14 protein-coding genes are annotated in these 17339 nt (G+C 65.7%); 11 read left to right on the top strand and 3 right to left on the bottom strand.

What is annotated here, in order from left to right:
- Positions 1–7: 7 nt before the first annotated feature.
- Together J9314_RS16315 and J9314_RS16310 are read right to left on the bottom strand one after the other, a co-directional pair.
- A complete protein-coding gene (locus J9314_RS16315; protein WP_210603349.1) occupies positions 8–931 on the bottom strand; it encodes a hypothetical protein in 924 nt (307 codons plus the stop codon).
- Between the two features lie 550 nt (positions 932–1481).
- A complete protein-coding gene (locus tag J9314_RS16310; RefSeq protein ID WP_246490455.1) occupies positions 1482–3062 on the bottom strand; it encodes an APC family permease in 1581 nt (526 codons plus the stop codon).
- Between the two features lie 259 nt (positions 3063–3321).
- Here J9314_RS16310 and J9314_RS16305 point away from each other — a divergent pair, with 259 nt between their 5' ends.
- The 7 genes from J9314_RS16305 (at position 3322) to J9314_RS16275 (ending at position 11347) form a co-directional block, all read left to right on the top strand.
- Positions 3322–4488: a CPBP family intramembrane glutamic endopeptidase gene (locus tag J9314_RS16305; RefSeq protein ID WP_246490454.1), complete on the top strand. Its 1167-nt coding sequence runs from the start codon at positions 3322–3324 to the stop codon at positions 4486–4488.
- A gap of 96 nt (positions 4489–4584) precedes the next feature.
- Positions 4585–5061 carry a DoxX family membrane protein gene (locus tag J9314_RS16300; protein WP_210603348.1) on the top strand — a complete coding sequence of 159 codons (477 nt, stop codon included), beginning with the start codon at positions 4585–4587 and terminating at the stop codon, positions 5059–5061.
- 9 nt (positions 5062–5070) lie between these two features.
- Positions 5071–5790, top strand: a complete 720-nt coding sequence (locus J9314_RS16295; protein ID WP_210603347.1) for a GrpB family protein — start codon at positions 5071–5073, stop codon at positions 5788–5790.
- A gap of 82 nt (positions 5791–5872) precedes the next feature.
- Positions 5873–6439, top strand: a complete 567-nt coding sequence (locus tag J9314_RS16290) for an isochorismatase family protein (RefSeq protein WP_210603346.1) — start codon at positions 5873–5875, stop codon at positions 6437–6439.
- 242 nt (positions 6440–6681) lie between these two features.
- Positions 6682–9138 (top strand): MMPL family transporter, encoded by a 2457-nt coding sequence (locus tag J9314_RS16285; protein ID WP_246490453.1) that lies wholly within the window; start codon positions 6682–6684, stop codon positions 9136–9138.
- 215 nt (positions 9139–9353) lie between these two features.
- Positions 9354–10730, top strand: coding sequence for a sensor histidine kinase (locus tag J9314_RS16280; protein WP_246490452.1), 1377 nt, complete (start codon positions 9354–9356; stop codon positions 10728–10730).
- Entirely contained in the window at positions 10727–11347 is a 621-nt protein-coding gene (locus tag J9314_RS16275) for a response regulator (RefSeq protein WP_210603345.1), read from the top strand. The genes J9314_RS16280 and J9314_RS16275 overlap by 4 nt, the downstream gene beginning before the upstream one ends.
- A 248-nt stretch (positions 11348–11595) precedes the next feature.
- On the opposite strand, the gene J9314_RS16270 is transcribed toward J9314_RS16275, so the two are convergent.
- The gene (locus tag J9314_RS16270; RefSeq protein WP_210603344.1) at positions 11596–12231 is read right to left on the bottom strand and encodes a hypothetical protein; all 636 of its coding nucleotides are present in this window, start codon (positions 12229–12231) and stop codon (positions 11596–11598) included.
- Positions 12232–12530: 299 nt separating this feature from the next.
- Between J9314_RS16270 and J9314_RS16265 the strand changes: the two genes are divergently transcribed.
- The 4 genes from J9314_RS16265 (at position 12531) to gap (ending at position 17180) form a co-directional block, all read left to right on the top strand.
- Positions 12531–14180: a serine hydrolase domain-containing protein gene (locus J9314_RS16265; protein WP_210603343.1), complete on the top strand. Its 1650-nt coding sequence runs from the start codon at positions 12531–12533 to the stop codon at positions 14178–14180.
- Positions 14181–14373: 193 nt separating this feature from the next.
- A complete protein-coding gene (locus tag J9314_RS16260) occupies positions 14374–14742 on the top strand; it encodes a carboxymuconolactone decarboxylase family protein (protein WP_246490451.1) in 369 nt (122 codons plus the stop codon).
- 124 nt (positions 14743–14866) lie between these two features.
- Positions 14867–15991: a GlxA family transcriptional regulator gene (locus J9314_RS16255; protein ID WP_246490450.1), complete on the top strand. Its 1125-nt coding sequence runs from the start codon at positions 14867–14869 to the stop codon at positions 15989–15991.
- A 193-nt stretch (positions 15992–16184) separates the two neighbouring features.
- A complete protein-coding gene (gap, locus tag J9314_RS16250) occupies positions 16185–17180 on the top strand; it encodes a type I glyceraldehyde-3-phosphate dehydrogenase (RefSeq protein ID WP_210603342.1) in 996 nt (331 codons plus the stop codon).
- The last annotated feature ends 159 nt before the right edge of the window (positions 17181–17339 follow it).

Raw genomic sequence — 17339 nt, 5'->3', positions numbered from 1 at the left:
GAGTTCTTCACTGCAGTCCGAGGTACTGGCGGATATCGCGTTCGAGTTGACGGCGATTGGTCAATTTCGTCACTCGAATAACGGTCCAGCCGGCTATCTTCAGCGCATTGACTCGATCAATATCGGCTGCCCACTGGTATTCGGAGGTTCGGTGATGGTCTCCTTCGTACTCCAGCGCAAGCTTTTCCTTCGGGTACCCGAGGTCAGGATGCAGGGTCTGATTGATCGTCGGGCAGTACACAGCAGGATGGACGACTGGTTCAGGAAGATTTTGGGCGATAGCCCAGAGTCGGAGGTCGGTCTCCATCGGTGAGTCAACGTCCTCTCTGATGAGGCCGACCGCGACTTGGAGCTTTGGTCTGGCTCTGAGGTGCCTTGTCCCGGAGATGTGCGCGGTCAGGTTCTCCAGTGAGAATTGGGGCGAGCTCTTCCAATCGCCGATTGCTGCGTCTCCGATCTTCACCAGAGATTCCACCGAGCACACGGAAGCAAGCTGACTGAAGACCTGCAACGGTCTCAACACGGGCAGACCCAACCACGTGACAGTTCTGAGGACTCTCATCCTGTGCAGGGTGACGCCCTTCCTGCGAATGCGCTTGTTGGTGTCCGAAACGGCCACATGGAGATTGTCGCTTCTGCTGGACGGCGGCAGCGGCCATCCGAACAGTCGTGCCGCAGTTTCTCTGCATGCGACGACGCCCGGGTGCCGGTGGGCCAGAGCTCGGAGCAATTTCGCCTCACCGAGCCAAACGTCGTCCGCCCATGTGGGAACCGGGAATTGGGTAGGGGTGGAATCGTCAAAGCGAATTCCCCAGGCTGCCGATGGAAAGTTGCGGCCGGAACGGATGTCGTAGTCGGAGGCACCTCGTGGGCGGGCCTCGGAGACCGAGAGGATTGCTGGATAGTCGGCATAGTTCAGAGGATGCTTCATGCACAGATCGTTCACTTGGACTCACATTGCGGGAAGACCCGCCCTAGGTGGCTGTGCGAAGCAGTCGAGCGTCCACAGGGTGCTCATGTCTGAGTCAAACCATTGTCCACAACCAGCTGAGGGTGAGTGGAGCGAGACCGTCGGCGAGGCCAGCGCGTTCAGGGGAAGTCTCGGGTGTGGCGATGGGAGTCTCATCGAAGTTCTGCACAGGCGTGAGTGCGAAAGTGGACTCAGGGAAGTGTGTTGACAGAGTAGCGAATTGTGCGTGTACCGGTAGGACAGAATCTGTCGATCTGAGAAGAGTCCTGTCCAAGCGCTCGGCGCCGGCAAATCCGAGATGTAAAGGCCTCACTTGCGAAAGTGGGCGAGAAATGATTGTCACCATCGGACTTTCGGACCTAAACATAGGTCACCATCGGACATTCTGCGCGCTAGAGAATATCCGATGGTGACCTATATTCGAGGGCAACGTTCATTTGTGACCACTATTTCATGGGAGTGCGGCCCGCCGCCTCGTGCAGCAGGCCCAATTGCTGCACCCGCCGCACCCCTACCGCTTCGCCCGGTGTGTCCGGATCGCCTCAGCGACGGCGATCGCGTCGTCTTCGGGTGCGTCGGACTTCCGGTCCGGGCGCGCGGTGAACAGGTAGATGAAGCCGACGACCAACACCACGACGAGACCGATGAGCACGATCCAATCGGCGAAGAACGACCCGGAGTCGCCTGGCAGGGACAGCAGGATCATCGCGAAGATGCCGTAGGCCAGGGCCGCGATGTTGACGACGATGCCCCATCCGCGCAGCGACCACGGTCCGGCCGGCTTCCAGCCTTTGAAGCGTTGCCGCAGCGCACCGAGGACGACCATCTGGAAGGCGAGGTAGATGCCGAGGATCGCGAATGAGGTCACAGCCACGAGGATCCCGTCGTTGAACCAGATGAGCACGCAGATGAGTGCCGGCGCGGTGCAGGCAACGATGAGCGCATTGCGGGGGACCTTCGTGCCGTCGGTGACCTTTGAGAGCCACCGGTGACCGGGCATCATGCCGTCGCGGGCGAAGCTGAAGATCAGACGTGAGGCCGCGGCCTGCAGGCTGAGCACGCAGGAGATGAACGCGAGGATCGCCACCAGCAGGAAGATCTTCGCCCCCACATCGCCGAGGCTGCCTGCCAGGATCGAGGGAATCGGATCCTCGACCTCACCGGCGACGATCTCGTCGAGGTTCGGGGCGGCGAGCACGTAACCGCCGAAGGAGAACAGGGCCGAGATCGCTCCGACGAAGATCGTCATGAGCATTGCCTTCGGGATGCCGCGCGCGGGGTTCGAGACCTCCTCGGCGACGTCACCGCAGGCCTCGAAGCCGTAGAAGAGGAAGAGTCCGGCGACCGCGGCGCCCATGAACACAGGCAGGTAGCTGCCGTCCCCGGCGGTGCCCATGGTGTCGAAGAAGACGGAGAAGCTGTGCTTGCGTTCGAAGATGAGGAGGAACAGGCCGAGCCCGATGACGCCGATGAGCTCGGCGAACAGGCCGATCCGCGCGATCCTGGCCAGCCACTTCGTGCCCGAGAAGTTGATTGCCAGTGCGAGTACGAGCAGCACCAGCGCGAGGACCAGCGTGGTGTTGCGACTGAGCGCGAGGCCGAAGAGGCTTGCGAGGAATCCGGCTCCGAACTCCGCCACCGAGGTGATCGTGACGATGAGCGCGCAGATGTACACCCAGGCGGCCATCCACGCATACCGCTTGCTCCACAGGCGGCGTGCCCACGGGTAGATGCCGCCGGCGATGGGGAACTGCGAGACCACCTCGCCGAAGACGAGTGCGACGAGGAGCTGCCCGCACGCGACGATGACGATCCACCAGATCGACGGTGGACCGCCGGTCGACAGCGCGACCGCCAGCAGTGAGTAGACGCCGACGAGCGGAGAGAGATAGGTGAAGCCGAGCGCGAAGTTCGCCCACGGGCTCATCGATCGCTCGAACGAGTCCCCGTAGCCGAGGACCGCGAGGTGATCGGAATCGGAGAGGTGGTCGCCTCGGTCGCCGGCGGTGCGGCCTGCTCCTTCGGCGCGGTGGCCGCCGGTGGCGCTGTGGTCGCCCGAGGGGTGATGGGCGTCGGAGAGGTGATCGGACATGGTGATGTTCCTTCATACGAATCGTCGTTGATCCTGGTTCTGTCGGCCATCGTAACCCCGATTCCCCGGCCTGGAGACGAATGCGTTCGAACGCGTCCCACCAGCCCGATTCCCTGCCGCGACTCCGATCTCGCCCGCGCGGCTGACCGTGATTTCATCCTCGCGGCGGAGGTGCCGGAACGACATGCGTCATAGCGTGGAATCACAGGCACGGACCACTGATGAAACGGCAGGCACCGTGCAGCAATGAGGAGGAATCGTGAACACGCAGACGCACAACCAGGCAGGATTCGCCGAGGCGACCCGACCGACCGATACGACGCCCGGACCAGCGACGATCGACACCGCCCCTGCGACGATCGACACCACCGCGGAGGCTCCCGGCATCTCCACCACCACCGAGGCGGTCGATACGAAGGGACGCCCACTCGCGGGCGTGCCCCGCCGCATGCCCTGGCTCGAGCTCGGCCTCTTCGCCGTCATCGCGTTCGGCCTCGCCTGGCTCGCATGTCTGCCGCTGTGGACCTCGGGCGAGGGACTCAGCGATCCGCTCGCCGTGCAGCTCTGCGGCGGACTGATGATGTTCACCCCCCTGGTCGCCAGCATCGTCGCCTCCATCATTCAGCGTCGGAGAGCCCGCGCAAGGGGAGAGGCCATGGCCAGCGCACCCCGTTACTTCGGTTTCTGGCCGCTGCGGCCCTTCGGCCGAGTCCTCTGGATGACCGTGGCCGCCTTCTTCGGCATCATGGTGCTCGTCGTCCTCGGCTACCTCCTCAGCGCTGCCTTCGGTTGGCTCGACCTCGACATCACCGGACTGTCCGCTTTCAAGGAGCAGTTGGCTACACTCCCGGGCCTGGAGTCCGTGCCGACGGCGGTCGCCGTCCTCGGCTATCTGCTGCTCATGCTCGCGGCTTCGGTGGCCACCGCCTTCGTCACCATCGGGGAGGAGCTCGGGTGGCGCGGATGGCTGCTCACGAGTCTCCGTCCCCTCGGCACCTGGCCAGCCATTCTCATCGTCGGTGCCGTCTGGGGCCTGTGGCACGCGCCGCTCATTCTGCTCGGCTACAACTTCGGTCGCCCTGACATCACCGGTCTGGCGTTCATGGTCGGCGGCTGCGTCATGCTCGGCATCCTCTTCGGCTGGCTGCGTCTGCGCACCGGATCCGTCTGGCCCGCAGTCTTCGCCCACGCCGCCCTCAACGGGTCCAATGCGATGCTGCTGGGGCTGCTCATGGACTCCGGCGCCTCAACTCCCGACCCGGCGCTCATCGCATTCCTCGGGGTCTCCGGGTGGATCGTCTCTGCCATCGTCATCGTGGTGCTCGTTGTGACCGGGCAGTTCCGCAAGCAGCCGGAGCTGGGGATCAAGAAGGCCAAGCCCGCCGAGGCTGTCTCGCAGCCGACTGCCCACGTGCAGAACGCGTGATCATCAGCGAAACGCGCCGCTGGGGCCGACCTCGAAATTGAGGCACGCCCCCGGCGTCCGTTAGGCTCAAAAACCCATAGACCTAAGGAGTCTCTTGTGATTTTTGGATCATCGCTGCTGCAGACGGCAGGACGCATGCTCACCGCCCCGATCTTCATCACCGGCGGACTGTCGGCCATCAAGGATCCGGCCGGAAAGGCGGCGATGGCCGAGTCGACGCTCGATGCCATCCGCGAGTACGTTCCCGCGCTGCCCGATGACAACGAGCTGCTCGTGCGCATCAACGGCGGAGTGCAGATCTTCGCCGGTGCGACCCTCCTGCTCGGCATCAAGCCGCGGCTCTCGGCGCTGGCGCTCGCCAGCTCCCTCGTCCCGACCACGCTGGCCGGACACTCCTTCTGGGAGATGGAGGGCGGCGACGCGAAGGCTCATCAGACCCAGTTCTCGAAGAACCTCGCGGCCCTCGGCGGTCTGCTCCTCATCGCCGGAGACGGCGACAACACCAAGGCAATCGAGAAGGCTGCAGCGAAGGCTGCGAAGAAAGCCGAGAAGCGCGCCCTCAAGCAGGCCTGAGTCCCGTCGATGAACCAGCCGCCCGCTGACGGATCAGACGACCGGGGTCCCGGCCGTGAGACCACGTCAGCGGGCGGTGAGTCGACCGATCCGTTGCCCGCGGACCCGATGTTCGCCGAGGTGGCCGACATCGTCACGTTCATCGAGGCTCCGGAACCGGACCTCTGGATCCGCCCGAGCACACCTCCGGCCACGATCGAGATCGTCGAACATGATCCGGCGTGGGCCGAACATTACGCCGTAATCGCGGACAGTATTCGCGACTCACTCGCGCGAACCGGTTGCTTCGTCGGCATTGACCACGTGGGGTCCACCTCTGTGCCGGGATTGAAGGCGAAGCCGATCCTCGACATCGCGCTCGTCGTCACCGAGCCCCGCCACGAGGACGACTACGTACCCGCGCTCAACTCGATCGGGCTCGACCTGACCGTCCGCGAGTCGGCATGGTATCAACACCGCCTGCTCAAACGTCTCGACCCGGCACAGGGTCAGATGCACTGCAATGTCCACGTCTTCGGGCCCCGCTGCGCGGAGGTGGCGCGCATGCGACTCTTCCGCGACCACCTGCGGACACACCCGGACGATCGTGAGCGGTATCAGGCGGTGAAGCTGGCCTCGGCTGCGCAGGCGAACGCTGCGGGCGAGACCGTCACGGACTACAACGCCCGCAAGCAGTCGGTGCTCCGCGAGATCTATCACCGCATCTTCGCGGGCAGAGGCTGGGTCTGACTCCAACATGCCGCTGAATCCGACGGACCTCTGATCCCAACGCACCCCTGGCAATCGGGTGGGAAACGCCTATGCTCGAAGCATGGTCAAGGCACTCCTCATCGTCGATGTCCAGAACGACTTCACCGAAGGCGGCGCGCTCGGCGTGACCGGCGGCGACCGCGTGGCCGAAGGCATCACGCGCCACCTCGCCGCTCACGCCGGGGACTACGACGCGGTCATCGCCTCCCGCGACTGGCATGATCCGGACAGCGACAACGGCGGCCACTTCAGCGACACCCCGGACTTCGTCGACAACTGGCCCGTCCACTGCGTCGCCGGTACCCCCGGGGCCGAATACGACCCGCTGCTCGACACCGCGCCCATCACCCACCACGTCCGCAAGGGCCAGGGCAGACCCGACTATTCGGCCTTCCAGGGCACCACGGAAACGGGGAGCAGCCTCGGTGAGCTTCTTCACGACCTCACCGTCACCGAGGTGGACGTCGTCGGCATCGCCACCGACCATTGCGTACGCGCTTCTGCCCTCGACGCACTGGACTCAGGCGTGAAGGTCCGCGTCCTCACCGACCTCGTCGCCGGCGTCGGTGTGGACTCGAGCACGGCCGCGCTGGCTGAGATCGAGGCCGCGGGCGGAGAGCTCGCCTGAAACGCTGCTCGTCCGCGCGGAACCTCTAAACGCACCCACTCCTCCGCGCGGCCACGAGCTCTCACTTATCGCTTAGCCCGAAGAACGCGTCGTGCACGACACGTTTTTCAATCCAACGGATAAGTGAGCCCAGGAGCCTCCCCGGAGCGAGGCCCAACCGAACCCGTCTCCATCGAAAGTTGCAGATCAGGTCCGAACTCTTCGGCGATGTGCCCAGGTCCGTGAATTGATGGACTTGAGTCATGAACAGACAACTGGCGACAACCGCACGCACACTGACATCGAAGCGCGGTTCCTGGTTCGTCCTCGGCGGGGTCGTCGTCCTCGTCGCGCTCCTCTTCGGACTCCTGTCCGGAGCAGGAGAGGACCGAGCCAACGAGACCGCTCCGACCGACTCCGAATCCACGCAGGTCCAGCAGACCCTCGACAAGTTCCCGAATGCGGACGAACAGTCCGTCATGGTCGTCGCCTCGAAGGACGACGACTCTGTCATCAGCTCGGATGAGCAGAAGGATCTGGGCACACTCGGCACGACGCTGAGCGACTACGCCGATCAGCAGAAGTTGGACTCCGGCGACTCTGCCGCCCAGAACTCCGGTGACGCTGGTTCCGGCAGCTCCGGCGCCCGGCCGATCATGAGCGACGACGGCAGGGCCGCACTGCTCATGGTCCCCATCGAGGTCGGACTCAACAACGCCGACACCGCGGACACCGTCGACGGACTCCGCGACTTCATCGCCGATGACTCACAGGCCGGTCAGCTTCAGGACTCGGGCATGTCCCTGCTGGTCACCGGCGGTCCGGCGATCGGCGCGGACATCGCCTCGGCGTTCAACGGTGCCGACTTCACTCTGCTCATCGTCACCATCGTCATCGTCGCACTCCTGCTCATCATCACCTACCGCTCACCGATCCTGTGGCTGCTGCCGCTCATCGTCATCGGCACCGCCGACGGACTCGCCTCGACCGTGACCGCGGCCGTCGGCGACTGGCTCGACCTGCAGTTCGACGCAGGAATCATCAGCGTCCTCGTCTTCGGTGCCGGCGCGAACTACGCACTGCTGTTCATCTCCCGCTACCGCGAAGAGCTGCGCCGCATCGCCGACCACCGCACCGCCCTCGCCGAGGCGTGGACACACACCGCGACGACGATCCTCGCCTCGAACCTCACCGTGGTCCTGTCCCTGCTCAGCCTCGTCTTCGCCATCATCCCCGGCACCCGCGGCCTGGGCATCACCGCGGCCGTCGGCCTCCTCATCTCCGCAGCTGCTGTCCTCTTCGCCCTGCCGCCGGTGCTCGCGATCTGCGGCAAGCGCGTGTTCTGGCCCTTCGTCCCGAAGGCCGACGACGCGCTCACCGAGCAGGGCTCGGCTGAGGACACCACCCCCGCCGAGGCGGCCCACCACTCACCGCAGGAGCTCGCCGACCGCGCGGCCGGCACCAAGGACAGGGCCGCCTCGGCGAAGCCTTCGATCTGGCGGAGCATCGCCACTCGCGTGGTCCGGAAACCCGGGCTCCACCTCGGCGCGGGGATCGTCATCCTCGGCGTCATGGCCACCGGCTTCATCGGTTCCTCGATCGGGCTCGACCAGACCGAGAAGTTCCGGGTCCAGTCCGAATCGGCGCAGGGCCTCGACGTCCTGGCCGATCATTTCCCTCCCGGCGAATCACAGCCGATCTGGGTCGTCGCGAACACCGATGAGGCCGATCAGGTCGTCGGCTCGGTGTCCGACATCGATGGAGTGGTGCGCGCCTCGGCGGTCGATGGCACGAACATCGACGGCACTTCGGTCACGAAGATCATGGTCACCGGCGAGTTCGAACCCGACAGCGCGAAGGGACTCGACCTCGTCTCGGACATCCGCAGCGACGTCCACGCCATCGACGGAGCCGACGCCCAGGTGGGCGGGGCTGCGGCGACGGAACTCGACGCTCGTGACGGCAACCAGGCGGACTTCTTCACGATCGTTCCGATGGTCTTGGCGATCAGCTTCATCATCCTGCTCGTCATCCTCCGCGCCCCGATCGCCGCGTTCACCCTGCTGCTGGTCAACGTGGTGTCCTCGGCGGCGGCCATCGGGCTCGGTGCGTTCCTGTCGCGGACGTTCTTCGGTCAGTCCGCACTCGATGCGCAGGTGCCGATCCTCGCGTTCCTCTTCCTCGTCGCGCTCGGCATCGACTACTCGATCTTCCTCGCCCACCGCGCGAAGAAGGAGTCGGTGCTCCACGGCGGACGCCAGGGCATGATCGAGGCCGTTGCCCACACCGGCGGCGTCATCACCAGCGCCGGCATCGTGCTCGCCGGAGTGTTCGCGGCACTGGGCATGCTGCCTCTCATGGTGCTCGGCCAGCTCGGCCTCATCGTCGGAGTCGGTGTGCTCGTCGACACGCTCATCGTCCGCACCGTCATCGTGCCCGCGATCTTCGGACTCGCCGGCAACCGGATGTGGTGGCCGAACAAGACGATCACTCACTTCGATGAGGGCGACGCTGCGGGTACGGCCGGCGGTGCGGCCGCAGGCTCGACCGCCGGTGGCGCGGCCGCAGGCTCGACGGCCGACGAATCGGCCGCACGCTCGACGGCCGACGAAACGGCCGCACGCTCGACGGCGCTCGAGCACGACGCACAGCCGACTCACCTGCTCGCCGAGAAGGAACTGGCGGACTCCGGGTCCGCATCGCATCACGCCAAGCACTGAGCCGCCGTCTCACTGAGCCGCCTCCTCAGTGAGCTCGGCGGGATCGACTCACCGAGTTCGGCAGGCCTGACTCACCGAGTTCGGCAGGCCCGGGCGACGACCACCTCGTCGCCCGGGCCTGCTCGGTTTCCACATCGGGCCGCACATCGGCCCGCCCACCGGGGTCGATCATTCACACCACTTCGCAGGATGTGGTTGAGTTGGCAAGGAGAATCGTGAGAGCACAGGAGCATCGCTTCGGCACCTTTGTCGCCGAAGCGGACCTCGAGGAAGGTGGCGGCGTGGGCGCACGCAAGTGGACAGAGCGGACGATGGAGTACGGCCAGCACGCCATCGCCCTCGTCCTCACAGTCATCTCCTGTCTGCGCGCCGTGACCACCGGCGCCCCGATGCTCGCCGCAATCGCCGTGAGCGTGGTGTTCCTCGCCTGGTACGCCCTCGGCGCTGTCCGCGCCGCCCGCAGCGGCGCACTCGTGCTCGCCAAGTGGTGGCTCATCGTCCTCGCTGCCGCCTGGCTGTGCACCCTGCTCGTATCCGCCGAGTTCATCTGGATCGCCTTCCTCCTCTGGCTGCTCGCAGGGCACCTCTTCTCCCTGCGCATCGCCGTCGTCTTCACCGCATTCACCTACATCGCGACGATCGTCGCACCGCTGGCGCATTACGGGAACGTGCAGACCCCGAGCATCATCGGCTCCCTCATCGGTGCCGTGTTCGCCCTCGGGCTCTCGCGCGGCTACATCGAACTCCTCCGTGAGGGGCGGCGCCGCGAGGAGCTCCTGCGCTCCCTCGAACTCGCCCACCAGAACCTGCTCGACCTGCAGGACGAACTCGCCCTGACCCAGCGCCATGCCGGCGAGATCCAGGAGCGCACCCGCGTCTCCCGCGACATCCACGACACGATCGCACAGTCGATCTCGTCGATCCGTCTCATCGCCCACGCCGAGGCGGAGCGGACCTCCGATGACCGTGCCGGCCAGGTGCTCGCCCAGGTCGAGGACCTCGCCGCGCAGAGTTCCCGCGACGTCCGCCGCATCATCGCAGCCCTGGCGCCTGCCGAACTCGAGGACGGGGCGCTGACCGCAGCGATCCGCCGCCTGCTGGCCCGGCTGGAGGAAGACAGCGGGATCAGCGGTCGCCTCGACATCGACGAGACCCTGCCGACCCTGTCCGCCGAGGTGGAGGTGGCGCTGCTGCGCACCGCACAGTCGGCCTTGGCCAATGTCCGTCAGCACTCGCAGGCTTCTCGTGTGATGGTCAGCCTCATGGACCTCGACGGGTCCATCCGCATGGACATCGTCGACGACGGGGTGGGCATGGCCGACCCCGAGAAGCGACAGCGGAATCCTGAGTCGGGTTTCGGACTCGACTTCATCGCCTCGCGGATGCGCGAACTCGGCGGGGAGCTCGTCATTGAATCGAACCCGGGCTCCGGCTTCGCGATCTCCGCGACCCCGCCCAGCCAATCCCAGCTGCACACCCGCGGCGAAGGACTCAGCACGCCTGCTGAGGGTGCGGCCGCGGACACGACGGGCCACCTCGGCGAGGGTGGCAATAGTCGGCACATGAATACGGACACAGGAGAGAACGCATGAGCATTCGAGTGATCCTCGTCGATGACCACCCGGTCGTGCGGGCGGGCCTGCGATCGGTCATCGACGCCCCCGAGCACATCGCCGTCGTCGGCGAGGCCGGCAGCGGCGAAGAGGCGCTGGACGTCGTCGACGAGCTCGACCCCGACGTCGTCCTGTGCGACCTGCGACTTGGAGACGGGATCGACGGCATCGAGTTGACCAAGCGGCTGCGAGCCAAGGACAACCCGCCGGCGGTGCTCATCCTCACCACCTTCGACCTCGACTCGGAGATCGTGGCCGCGCTCAATGCGGGGGCCTCGGGCTACCTGCTCAAGGACATCGATCCTGGCGACATCTCGACGGCGATCGAGAGAGCCGCAGCGGGGGAGACCTACATGCCGCCGGAGATCTCGTCGAAGGTCTTCGCCGCGATGCGCAATCCGAGTCCGAAGCTCACCCGGCGGGAGCGCGACGTCGTCAAGCTGCTGGCCACCGGGGCCTCGAACGTGCAGATCGCTCAGGAGCTCTTCGTCACTGAGGCGACGGTGAAGAGCCATCTGGTCAACGTGTTCACGAAGCTCGGGGTGGACTCGCGGGCCCGCGCCATCCGCGTCGCAGAGGACCAGGGGCTGGTGTAGCGCCGGCTGTCATTCTGGGCCCGTTGCTCGGTCTGCTCACATCCACCACGCATCACCGACAATAAGAAGACGAGCTTCTACGAATCCGAGACGGGTGAACTCGTCGATGAGCACAAAGCAGATGAGTACGACGAGCTGACCTCGGGCTACAGCGCTGTTCTTGTCGCCGGTGAGAAGTCGACAACCATGTGGGCTGTCGTCGACGCCTGACCTGCACGCGGCAACGCGTTGATTTGCAGCGAACGCTGTCAGCCTTGCGACTCCGTGTGAGGTGCGAGCAGCTGATCGAACGTCGTGCACAGCGGCCAGAACTGGGAGCCCGGGATCGGAATCCCCGCGAGAGAGGCCTCGAAGAACGTGAGGTGGGTGCACCAGCCTGTCGCGTACGAATCGATCAGCGAACCGAGACCATCATGACGCAATACCAGCGTCGTGGACGATTCTGCATCGTCACGGGCAGGCGCACCATCGGCAGCAGCCGCCTCTGTGACGGCCTCGTCGGCCGTCTTGCTGGCTGTCTGGTCGATCGTCTCGGTGGTCACCTCGGTGGAAGCGAATCCGCCCGCCCCGTTGGAACGGTCTGCGACAGCCTCGGCGAGCTGGATCGCGATCCTCGTCATCGGCTCGTCGGGGAACGACCATGTCGCCTCCACAGCGAAATCGTCGATCGTGAGAATCTCCGAGCGGCACAGATAGCTGTCGGCGTGATCGATGATGATCTCGCCACCCACCTCGGTGCCGAAGACGAGCGGACGACCGAGCCACTCATCGAGTGACTCGACATTCTGCAGATGCCGCCATACATCCGTCGGAGCAGACGGCAGAGCCCACGCCATGGTCAGACTGTCAGCGACACGATCGATCTCGATCCCTCTCAGCGGCATCGGCAGTCCTCCTCGCAACAGCAGCGGCGCGCATCGTTCTGAAGTCGAGACTAGCGGAGAGCGCCGCCGACCGAAACGGCGGCCGAGCGCAGAATGTCAGATGAATAACTGATTGGTAATTGTCTGCGACGTCGCACCTGGTGAGGGCACCGACAGAGCCGGGTCGAGACCTGCTGCGTCGTCAGGATCGACCCGGCTCCGCTACGGAGTTTCACCTCGTCCGGGTAGTCTGTTCCCTGCGCATCGGGACAGCCCTGCGCACGTGCAGACCCCGTTCGGATCGATGCAGTGGAGGTGACATGGCAGGCGAAGGCGAAACGGTTCCGCCTCGTCCGGCGACCCCACCGAACCGTCGCATCGGCGCACTGTCGGGCAATACGAAGGGCATCGACGCAAGTGTTGGTGCTGATGCCAGTGAGAGTGCCGATACCGGCTCGGGCCAGACGGCTCGGGCAGACCGAGACGCCGCTGCCCCGGCCGACTCTGCCGATTCGACGGCCGCCACCGCGGCTTCCGGCGATCCTGCCGCACTCGCCAGCCCCGCCTCGGCGCCGGTGGACATCACTCTCCCGCACGTCGGGGAACTCGCCTCGGCGAGCGAAGATGCCATCGTCGACCCCTCGGAACCGGTCCTCGAAAGCATCGACCTCGACACCTGGAAGTGGCCGGAGTACTTCGCCTTCGCGCTGACCCGGATGCAGGAGATCTTCCCGACCGGCGGAATCCCGCGCGGCATCGGACCGGTCCGCGAATACATCACCGAGGACCACGACTTCCGCCCGCTGACCATCGACCGTGAGAAATGGCCGGCCATCGACGAGGACTGGACCACTGTCGGCGATGTTCTGTCGGGCACCCACACCGACGCCTGGCTCGTCACCCGCAACGGGATGGCGCTGGCCGAAGAATACGCCTGGCCGATGAAGCCCGCCCGCCAGCACATGCTCTTCTCCGTGAGCAAGTCCATCGTCGCCACCGTCATCGGCGCGCTCGCCGACTCGGGCCTGCTGCGCCCCACCGACCTCGTCACCACACACGTGCCCGCCCTGACGAAGAGCGGATACGCGGGAGCGACCATCCGCGACCTGCTCGACATGCGCTCGGGCATCAAGTTCTCCGAGGAATACCTCGAGGACGGCTCGGAGATCCGGGCCCTGTTCGAAGCGGTCGATTTCGCGCCGCGGACGGCCACCTCGGCGAATGGGATCAAGAACTTCCTCACCGGTCTGACCAGCGAACGCGAACACGGAGCGGCCTTCGTCTACCGCAGTTGCGAGACCGACGTCCTCGCCTGGATCGCCGAGGCGGTCACCGGCCAACCGTTCTCGATCGTCGCCAGCGAATTCGTCTGGTCGAAGATCGGCGCCGCCCACGCCGCCCAAGTCTGCCAGGACCGGTGGGGCGGTTCGATCGCCGACGGTGCGATCAGCACCACCCTGCGCGACCTCGCCCGATTCGGCGAGATGATCGCCCGCGGCGGCACGACCTCGGGCGGTGAACGGGTGCTGTCGGCAGAATGGGTCGAGGACATCTTCACCGGAGCCGCAGACTCCGCGAAGGTCTTCGCCGCCTCCCCATCGGGGCGGTCGTATCCCGGCGGGATGTACCGCAGCCAGTTCTGGCTGCCGTCGGCCAACCGCGACATCGTCATCGGCATCGGCATCCACGGCCAGATGCTCTACATCGACCGCGCCACCCAGACCATCGGCGTCAAACTCTCGAGTGACCCGGAGCCGGTGAGCCTGGCCGCCCAGCACGGGACCCTGGCCATGTTCGAAGCCATCACCGAGGCGGTCGGGCCCGGCGAGGTGGTTCCGGAAGGTTCTGCTCCCGGTTCGGAGGAAGCGGCTGCCGCCCCGGAGGCAACTGCTCCTGCTCCGGCGGCGCAGACTCCGCCCGCGCCGAACTTCGACGCGACTCCGCTCATCGCCCAGACCACTCTCTACTGACGCCCCTCTCGTCTCCGCCCACCTCGCGGAAGGTAGTTGTTTGGTCGATCCGCCGTGGTTTCGTCGCCGAAAACGCGGTGGAACGACCAAACAATCGGTCGACGGTCAGACGAGGGGCCACAGCAGGTCGACGAAATTCGGTGTGACGAACCCATGGCGGTCGCCTCGGTGACTGGGTAGCGTGAGGATCGGAATGACACCGATCACAGGAGGCACCACGATGACCGATTTCTTCGACCGCGAGAACGACGGCAAGTACGACAAGGCGTACAAGGAGACCACCCCGGATATCCTCAAGGCCTTCGGCGAGTTCAACAACGCCGTCTTTGCTCCCGAGGGCCGAGAGATCCCGCTGAAGTACCGCGAACTCATCGCCTACGCCGTCGGTCTGACCACCCAGTGCGCCTACTGCATCGACGCGCACTCCAACGCCGCGGTGAAGGCCGGCGCCACCGAAACGGAACTCGCCGAGACCGCGTGGACCGCCTCGGCGATCCGAGCCGGGGGAGCCTTTGCCCACGGTCGCCTGGGCTTCAAGCTCACCGGCACCCACGAACACTGAGGCTCACCTCGGCGCGGAGCTATCGTTCCCGGCCATCACGACCCGGACGGGTTTCGGCGGTGCCGTCACCACCGGAAACGTCGCGGCCCGGAGCAAGGCCGGATCGCTACACTGAGAGGCGATCATGAGTGACGAGTCCCGCACCACCCCACGCAGGTCACCCCGTTCGCGCCCGCACCGCATCGTCGTGCTCGCGCTGGACGGGGTGTCTGCCATGGACCTCGGCGTGCCGGTCCAGGTCTTCGGCCCCGAATCGAATGCCGCCACGGCACGCACCCGCACCGAGGTGGCCCCACCCGCCCGACCCACAGTCGATGGTGAGATGGCTGCCGCGGTCGTGGGGGAGGTGCCATCGGCAGTGCCGGTCGGCGAGCGAGCCGGGGCAGTCCCTGCCGGGATCTGGCCCTATGCGGTCGAGATCTGCGGCGTTACCGCCGGCACGGTCACCGGCCCAGACGGCCTCGGCTATTTCGTCGCTCGCGGACTCGAGGCGCTGGAGACCGCGGACACGGTCGTCGTGCCCGGAGCCACCTCGGCGGTCGGACACGAACCACCCGCCGCCGTCATCGGTGCGCTGCTCTCCGCCTACGAGAGAGGCGCGCGGATCGCCGCGATCTCGACGGGAACCTTCGTCCTTGCCCGCACCGGCCTGCTCAACGGCCGCCGCGCAACTACGCACTGGTCGACGGCGAAAGAACTCGTGCGACGGTTCCCCTCGATCGAGGTCGACGAGAACGTCCTCTTCATCGACGAAGGACAGCTGCTCACCTCGGCCGGAGCCGCCTCGGCGATCGATCTGTGCCTCCACCTCATCCGCAGCGACCATGGCGTGGGACTGTCGAACCAGGTCGCCAGGCGCCTCGTCGCCGCCGCCTACCGCAGTGCCGGCCAGGCGCAATACGTGCCGCGCAGCGTGCCCGACCCGCTCGGCGACGACTTCGCCGACACCCGCGAATGGGCTCTGCAGCACATCGGGGAGAAGATCACGCTGCGCGAGCTCGCGGCCAATGCCGGAGTCTCCGTGCGCACTTTCTCCCGCCGCTTCGTCGAAGACACCGGATACACGCCCATGCAGTGGGTTCTCCGTGCTCGCGTCGATCTGGCCAGGGAGCTGCTGGAGAACTCCGATTTGGGCATCGAGCAGATCGCTGACCAGGTGGGACTTGGTACAGGAGCCAACCTGCGCATGCACTTCCAACGCATCCTCTCAACCTCTCCGAACGACTACCGGCACTCCTTTCAGGGGTGATCCCGGGGCCGCCTCAAGGCCGAACCGGAGCCACCGAAGCGTGACCTCAGTCGCGCTGGCGCGATACTTGCGACTTCTGGCAAATAAACTGGCGAGAACCTTGCGTAGATTGTCTGACTGGCCACTGTTGCCAAGCTCCCGAACGGCCCATGATGGAGATATCAGAACAAACCCCCGTGTTCAAGGAGTGACATTGACTCGCATCGCCATCAACGGTTTCGGTCGCATCGGACGCGCCACCCTGCGTGCCCTCACCGAACGGGGCAGCGACCTCGAGGTCGTTGCCATCAATGATCTCGGCCCCGTCGACGATCTCGCGCGGCTGCTGAAGTTCGACACCACTCTCGGACGCTTCAACCACAACGTCGAAACCACTGACGACTCGATCGTCATCGACGGCAGCACCGTCAAGGTCTTCGCCGAAAAGGATCCGGCCAAGCTGCCGTGGGGTGAGCTCGACATCGACATCGTGCTCGAGTCCACCGGCCGCTTCACCAAGGCCGACAAGGCCCGCGCCCACCTCGACGCGGGAGCCAAGAAGGTCCTCGTCTCCGCCCCGTCGAAGGGCTCGGACGTCACCCTCGCCTACGGAGTGAACTCCGAGGCCTACAAGCCCGAATACACGATCATCTCCAACGCCTCGTGCACGACGAACGCGCTGGCTCCGCTGGCGAAGGTCCTTGACGACGTCGCCGGAATCGAGCAGGGTTTCATGACCACGGTCCACGCCTACACCGGCGACCAGATGGTCCAGGACGGCCCACACAAGGACCCCCGTCGTGCCCGCGCCGCCGCCGAGAACATCATCCCCACCTCGACGGGCGCCGCCAAGGCCATCGGCCTCGTCCTCCCGCAGCTCGACGGCAAGCTGAGCGGCGACGCCATCCGCGTCCCGGTCCCGGTCGGTTCGATCGTCGAACTCAACACGACCGTGTCCCGCGAGGTCACCCGCGAAGAGGTCCTCGACGCCTACAAGAAGGCCGCCGACGGCGAGCTCAAGGGCATCCTCGACTATGAGACCGAGCCCGTCGTCTCCTCCGACATCGTCGGTCAGGCCGCCTCGTCGATCTTCGATGCCGCGCTCACTCGCGTCGACGGCAAGCACGTGAAGGTCGTGGCCTGGTACGACAACGAGTGGGGCTTCTCCAACCGCGTCGTCGACAACCTCGAGTTCATCGGCCGGAACTGAACTTCACCGGCGGATATCCGCCGGTGACCATGATCGTCGCCGAGGTTGTTCCCCGGTGCCGACGGATGCACCTGTGGCCTCGAACCTGCGTTGAGCAGGATCGAGGCCACAGTCGTCACTTCAGGGCCGAATATCCTCGCCGAGGCGGCTCGTCGCCTG

It is taken from the genome of Brevibacterium oceani (assembly GCF_017948325.1).
Classification (GTDB): domain Bacteria; phylum Actinomycetota; class Actinomycetes; order Actinomycetales; family Brevibacteriaceae; genus Brevibacterium; species Brevibacterium oceani.
Note: the sequence above shows the minus strand (reverse complement) of the source record. Positions and strands in the feature narration are given on the sequence as shown.

Excerpts from the sequence above, each read along its gene's own strand:
- J9314_RS16315 (WP_210603349.1), bottom strand. The coding sequence starts at position 931 with ATGAAGCATCCTCTGAACTATGCCGACTATCCAGCAATCCTCTCGGTC.
- J9314_RS16310 (WP_246490455.1), bottom strand. The coding sequence starts at position 3,062 with ATGTCCGATCACCTCTCCGACGCCCATCACCCCTCGGGCGACCACAGC.
- J9314_RS16295 (WP_210603347.1), top strand. The coding sequence starts at position 5,071 with ATGAACCAGCCGCCCGCTGACGGATCAGACGACCGGGGTCCCGGCCGT.
- J9314_RS16290 (WP_210603346.1), top strand. The coding sequence starts at position 5,873 with ATGGTCAAGGCACTCCTCATCGTCGATGTCCAGAACGACTTCACCGAA.
- J9314_RS16285 (WP_246490453.1), top strand. The coding sequence starts at position 6,682 with ATGAACAGACAACTGGCGACAACCGCACGCACACTGACATCGAAGCGC.
- J9314_RS16275 (WP_210603345.1), top strand. The coding sequence starts at position 10,727 with ATGAGCATTCGAGTGATCCTCGTCGATGACCACCCGGTCGTGCGGGCG.
- J9314_RS16270 (WP_210603344.1), bottom strand. The coding sequence starts at position 12,231 with ATGCCGCTGAGAGGGATCGAGATCGATCGTGTCGCTGACAGTCTGACC.
- J9314_RS16265 (WP_210603343.1), top strand. The coding sequence starts at position 12,531 with ATGGCAGGCGAAGGCGAAACGGTTCCGCCTCGTCCGGCGACCCCACCG.
- J9314_RS16260 (WP_246490451.1), top strand. The coding sequence starts at position 14,374 with ATGACACCGATCACAGGAGGCACCACGATGACCGATTTCTTCGACCGC.
- J9314_RS16255 (WP_246490450.1), top strand. The coding sequence starts at position 14,867 with ATGAGTGACGAGTCCCGCACCACCCCACGCAGGTCACCCCGTTCGCGC.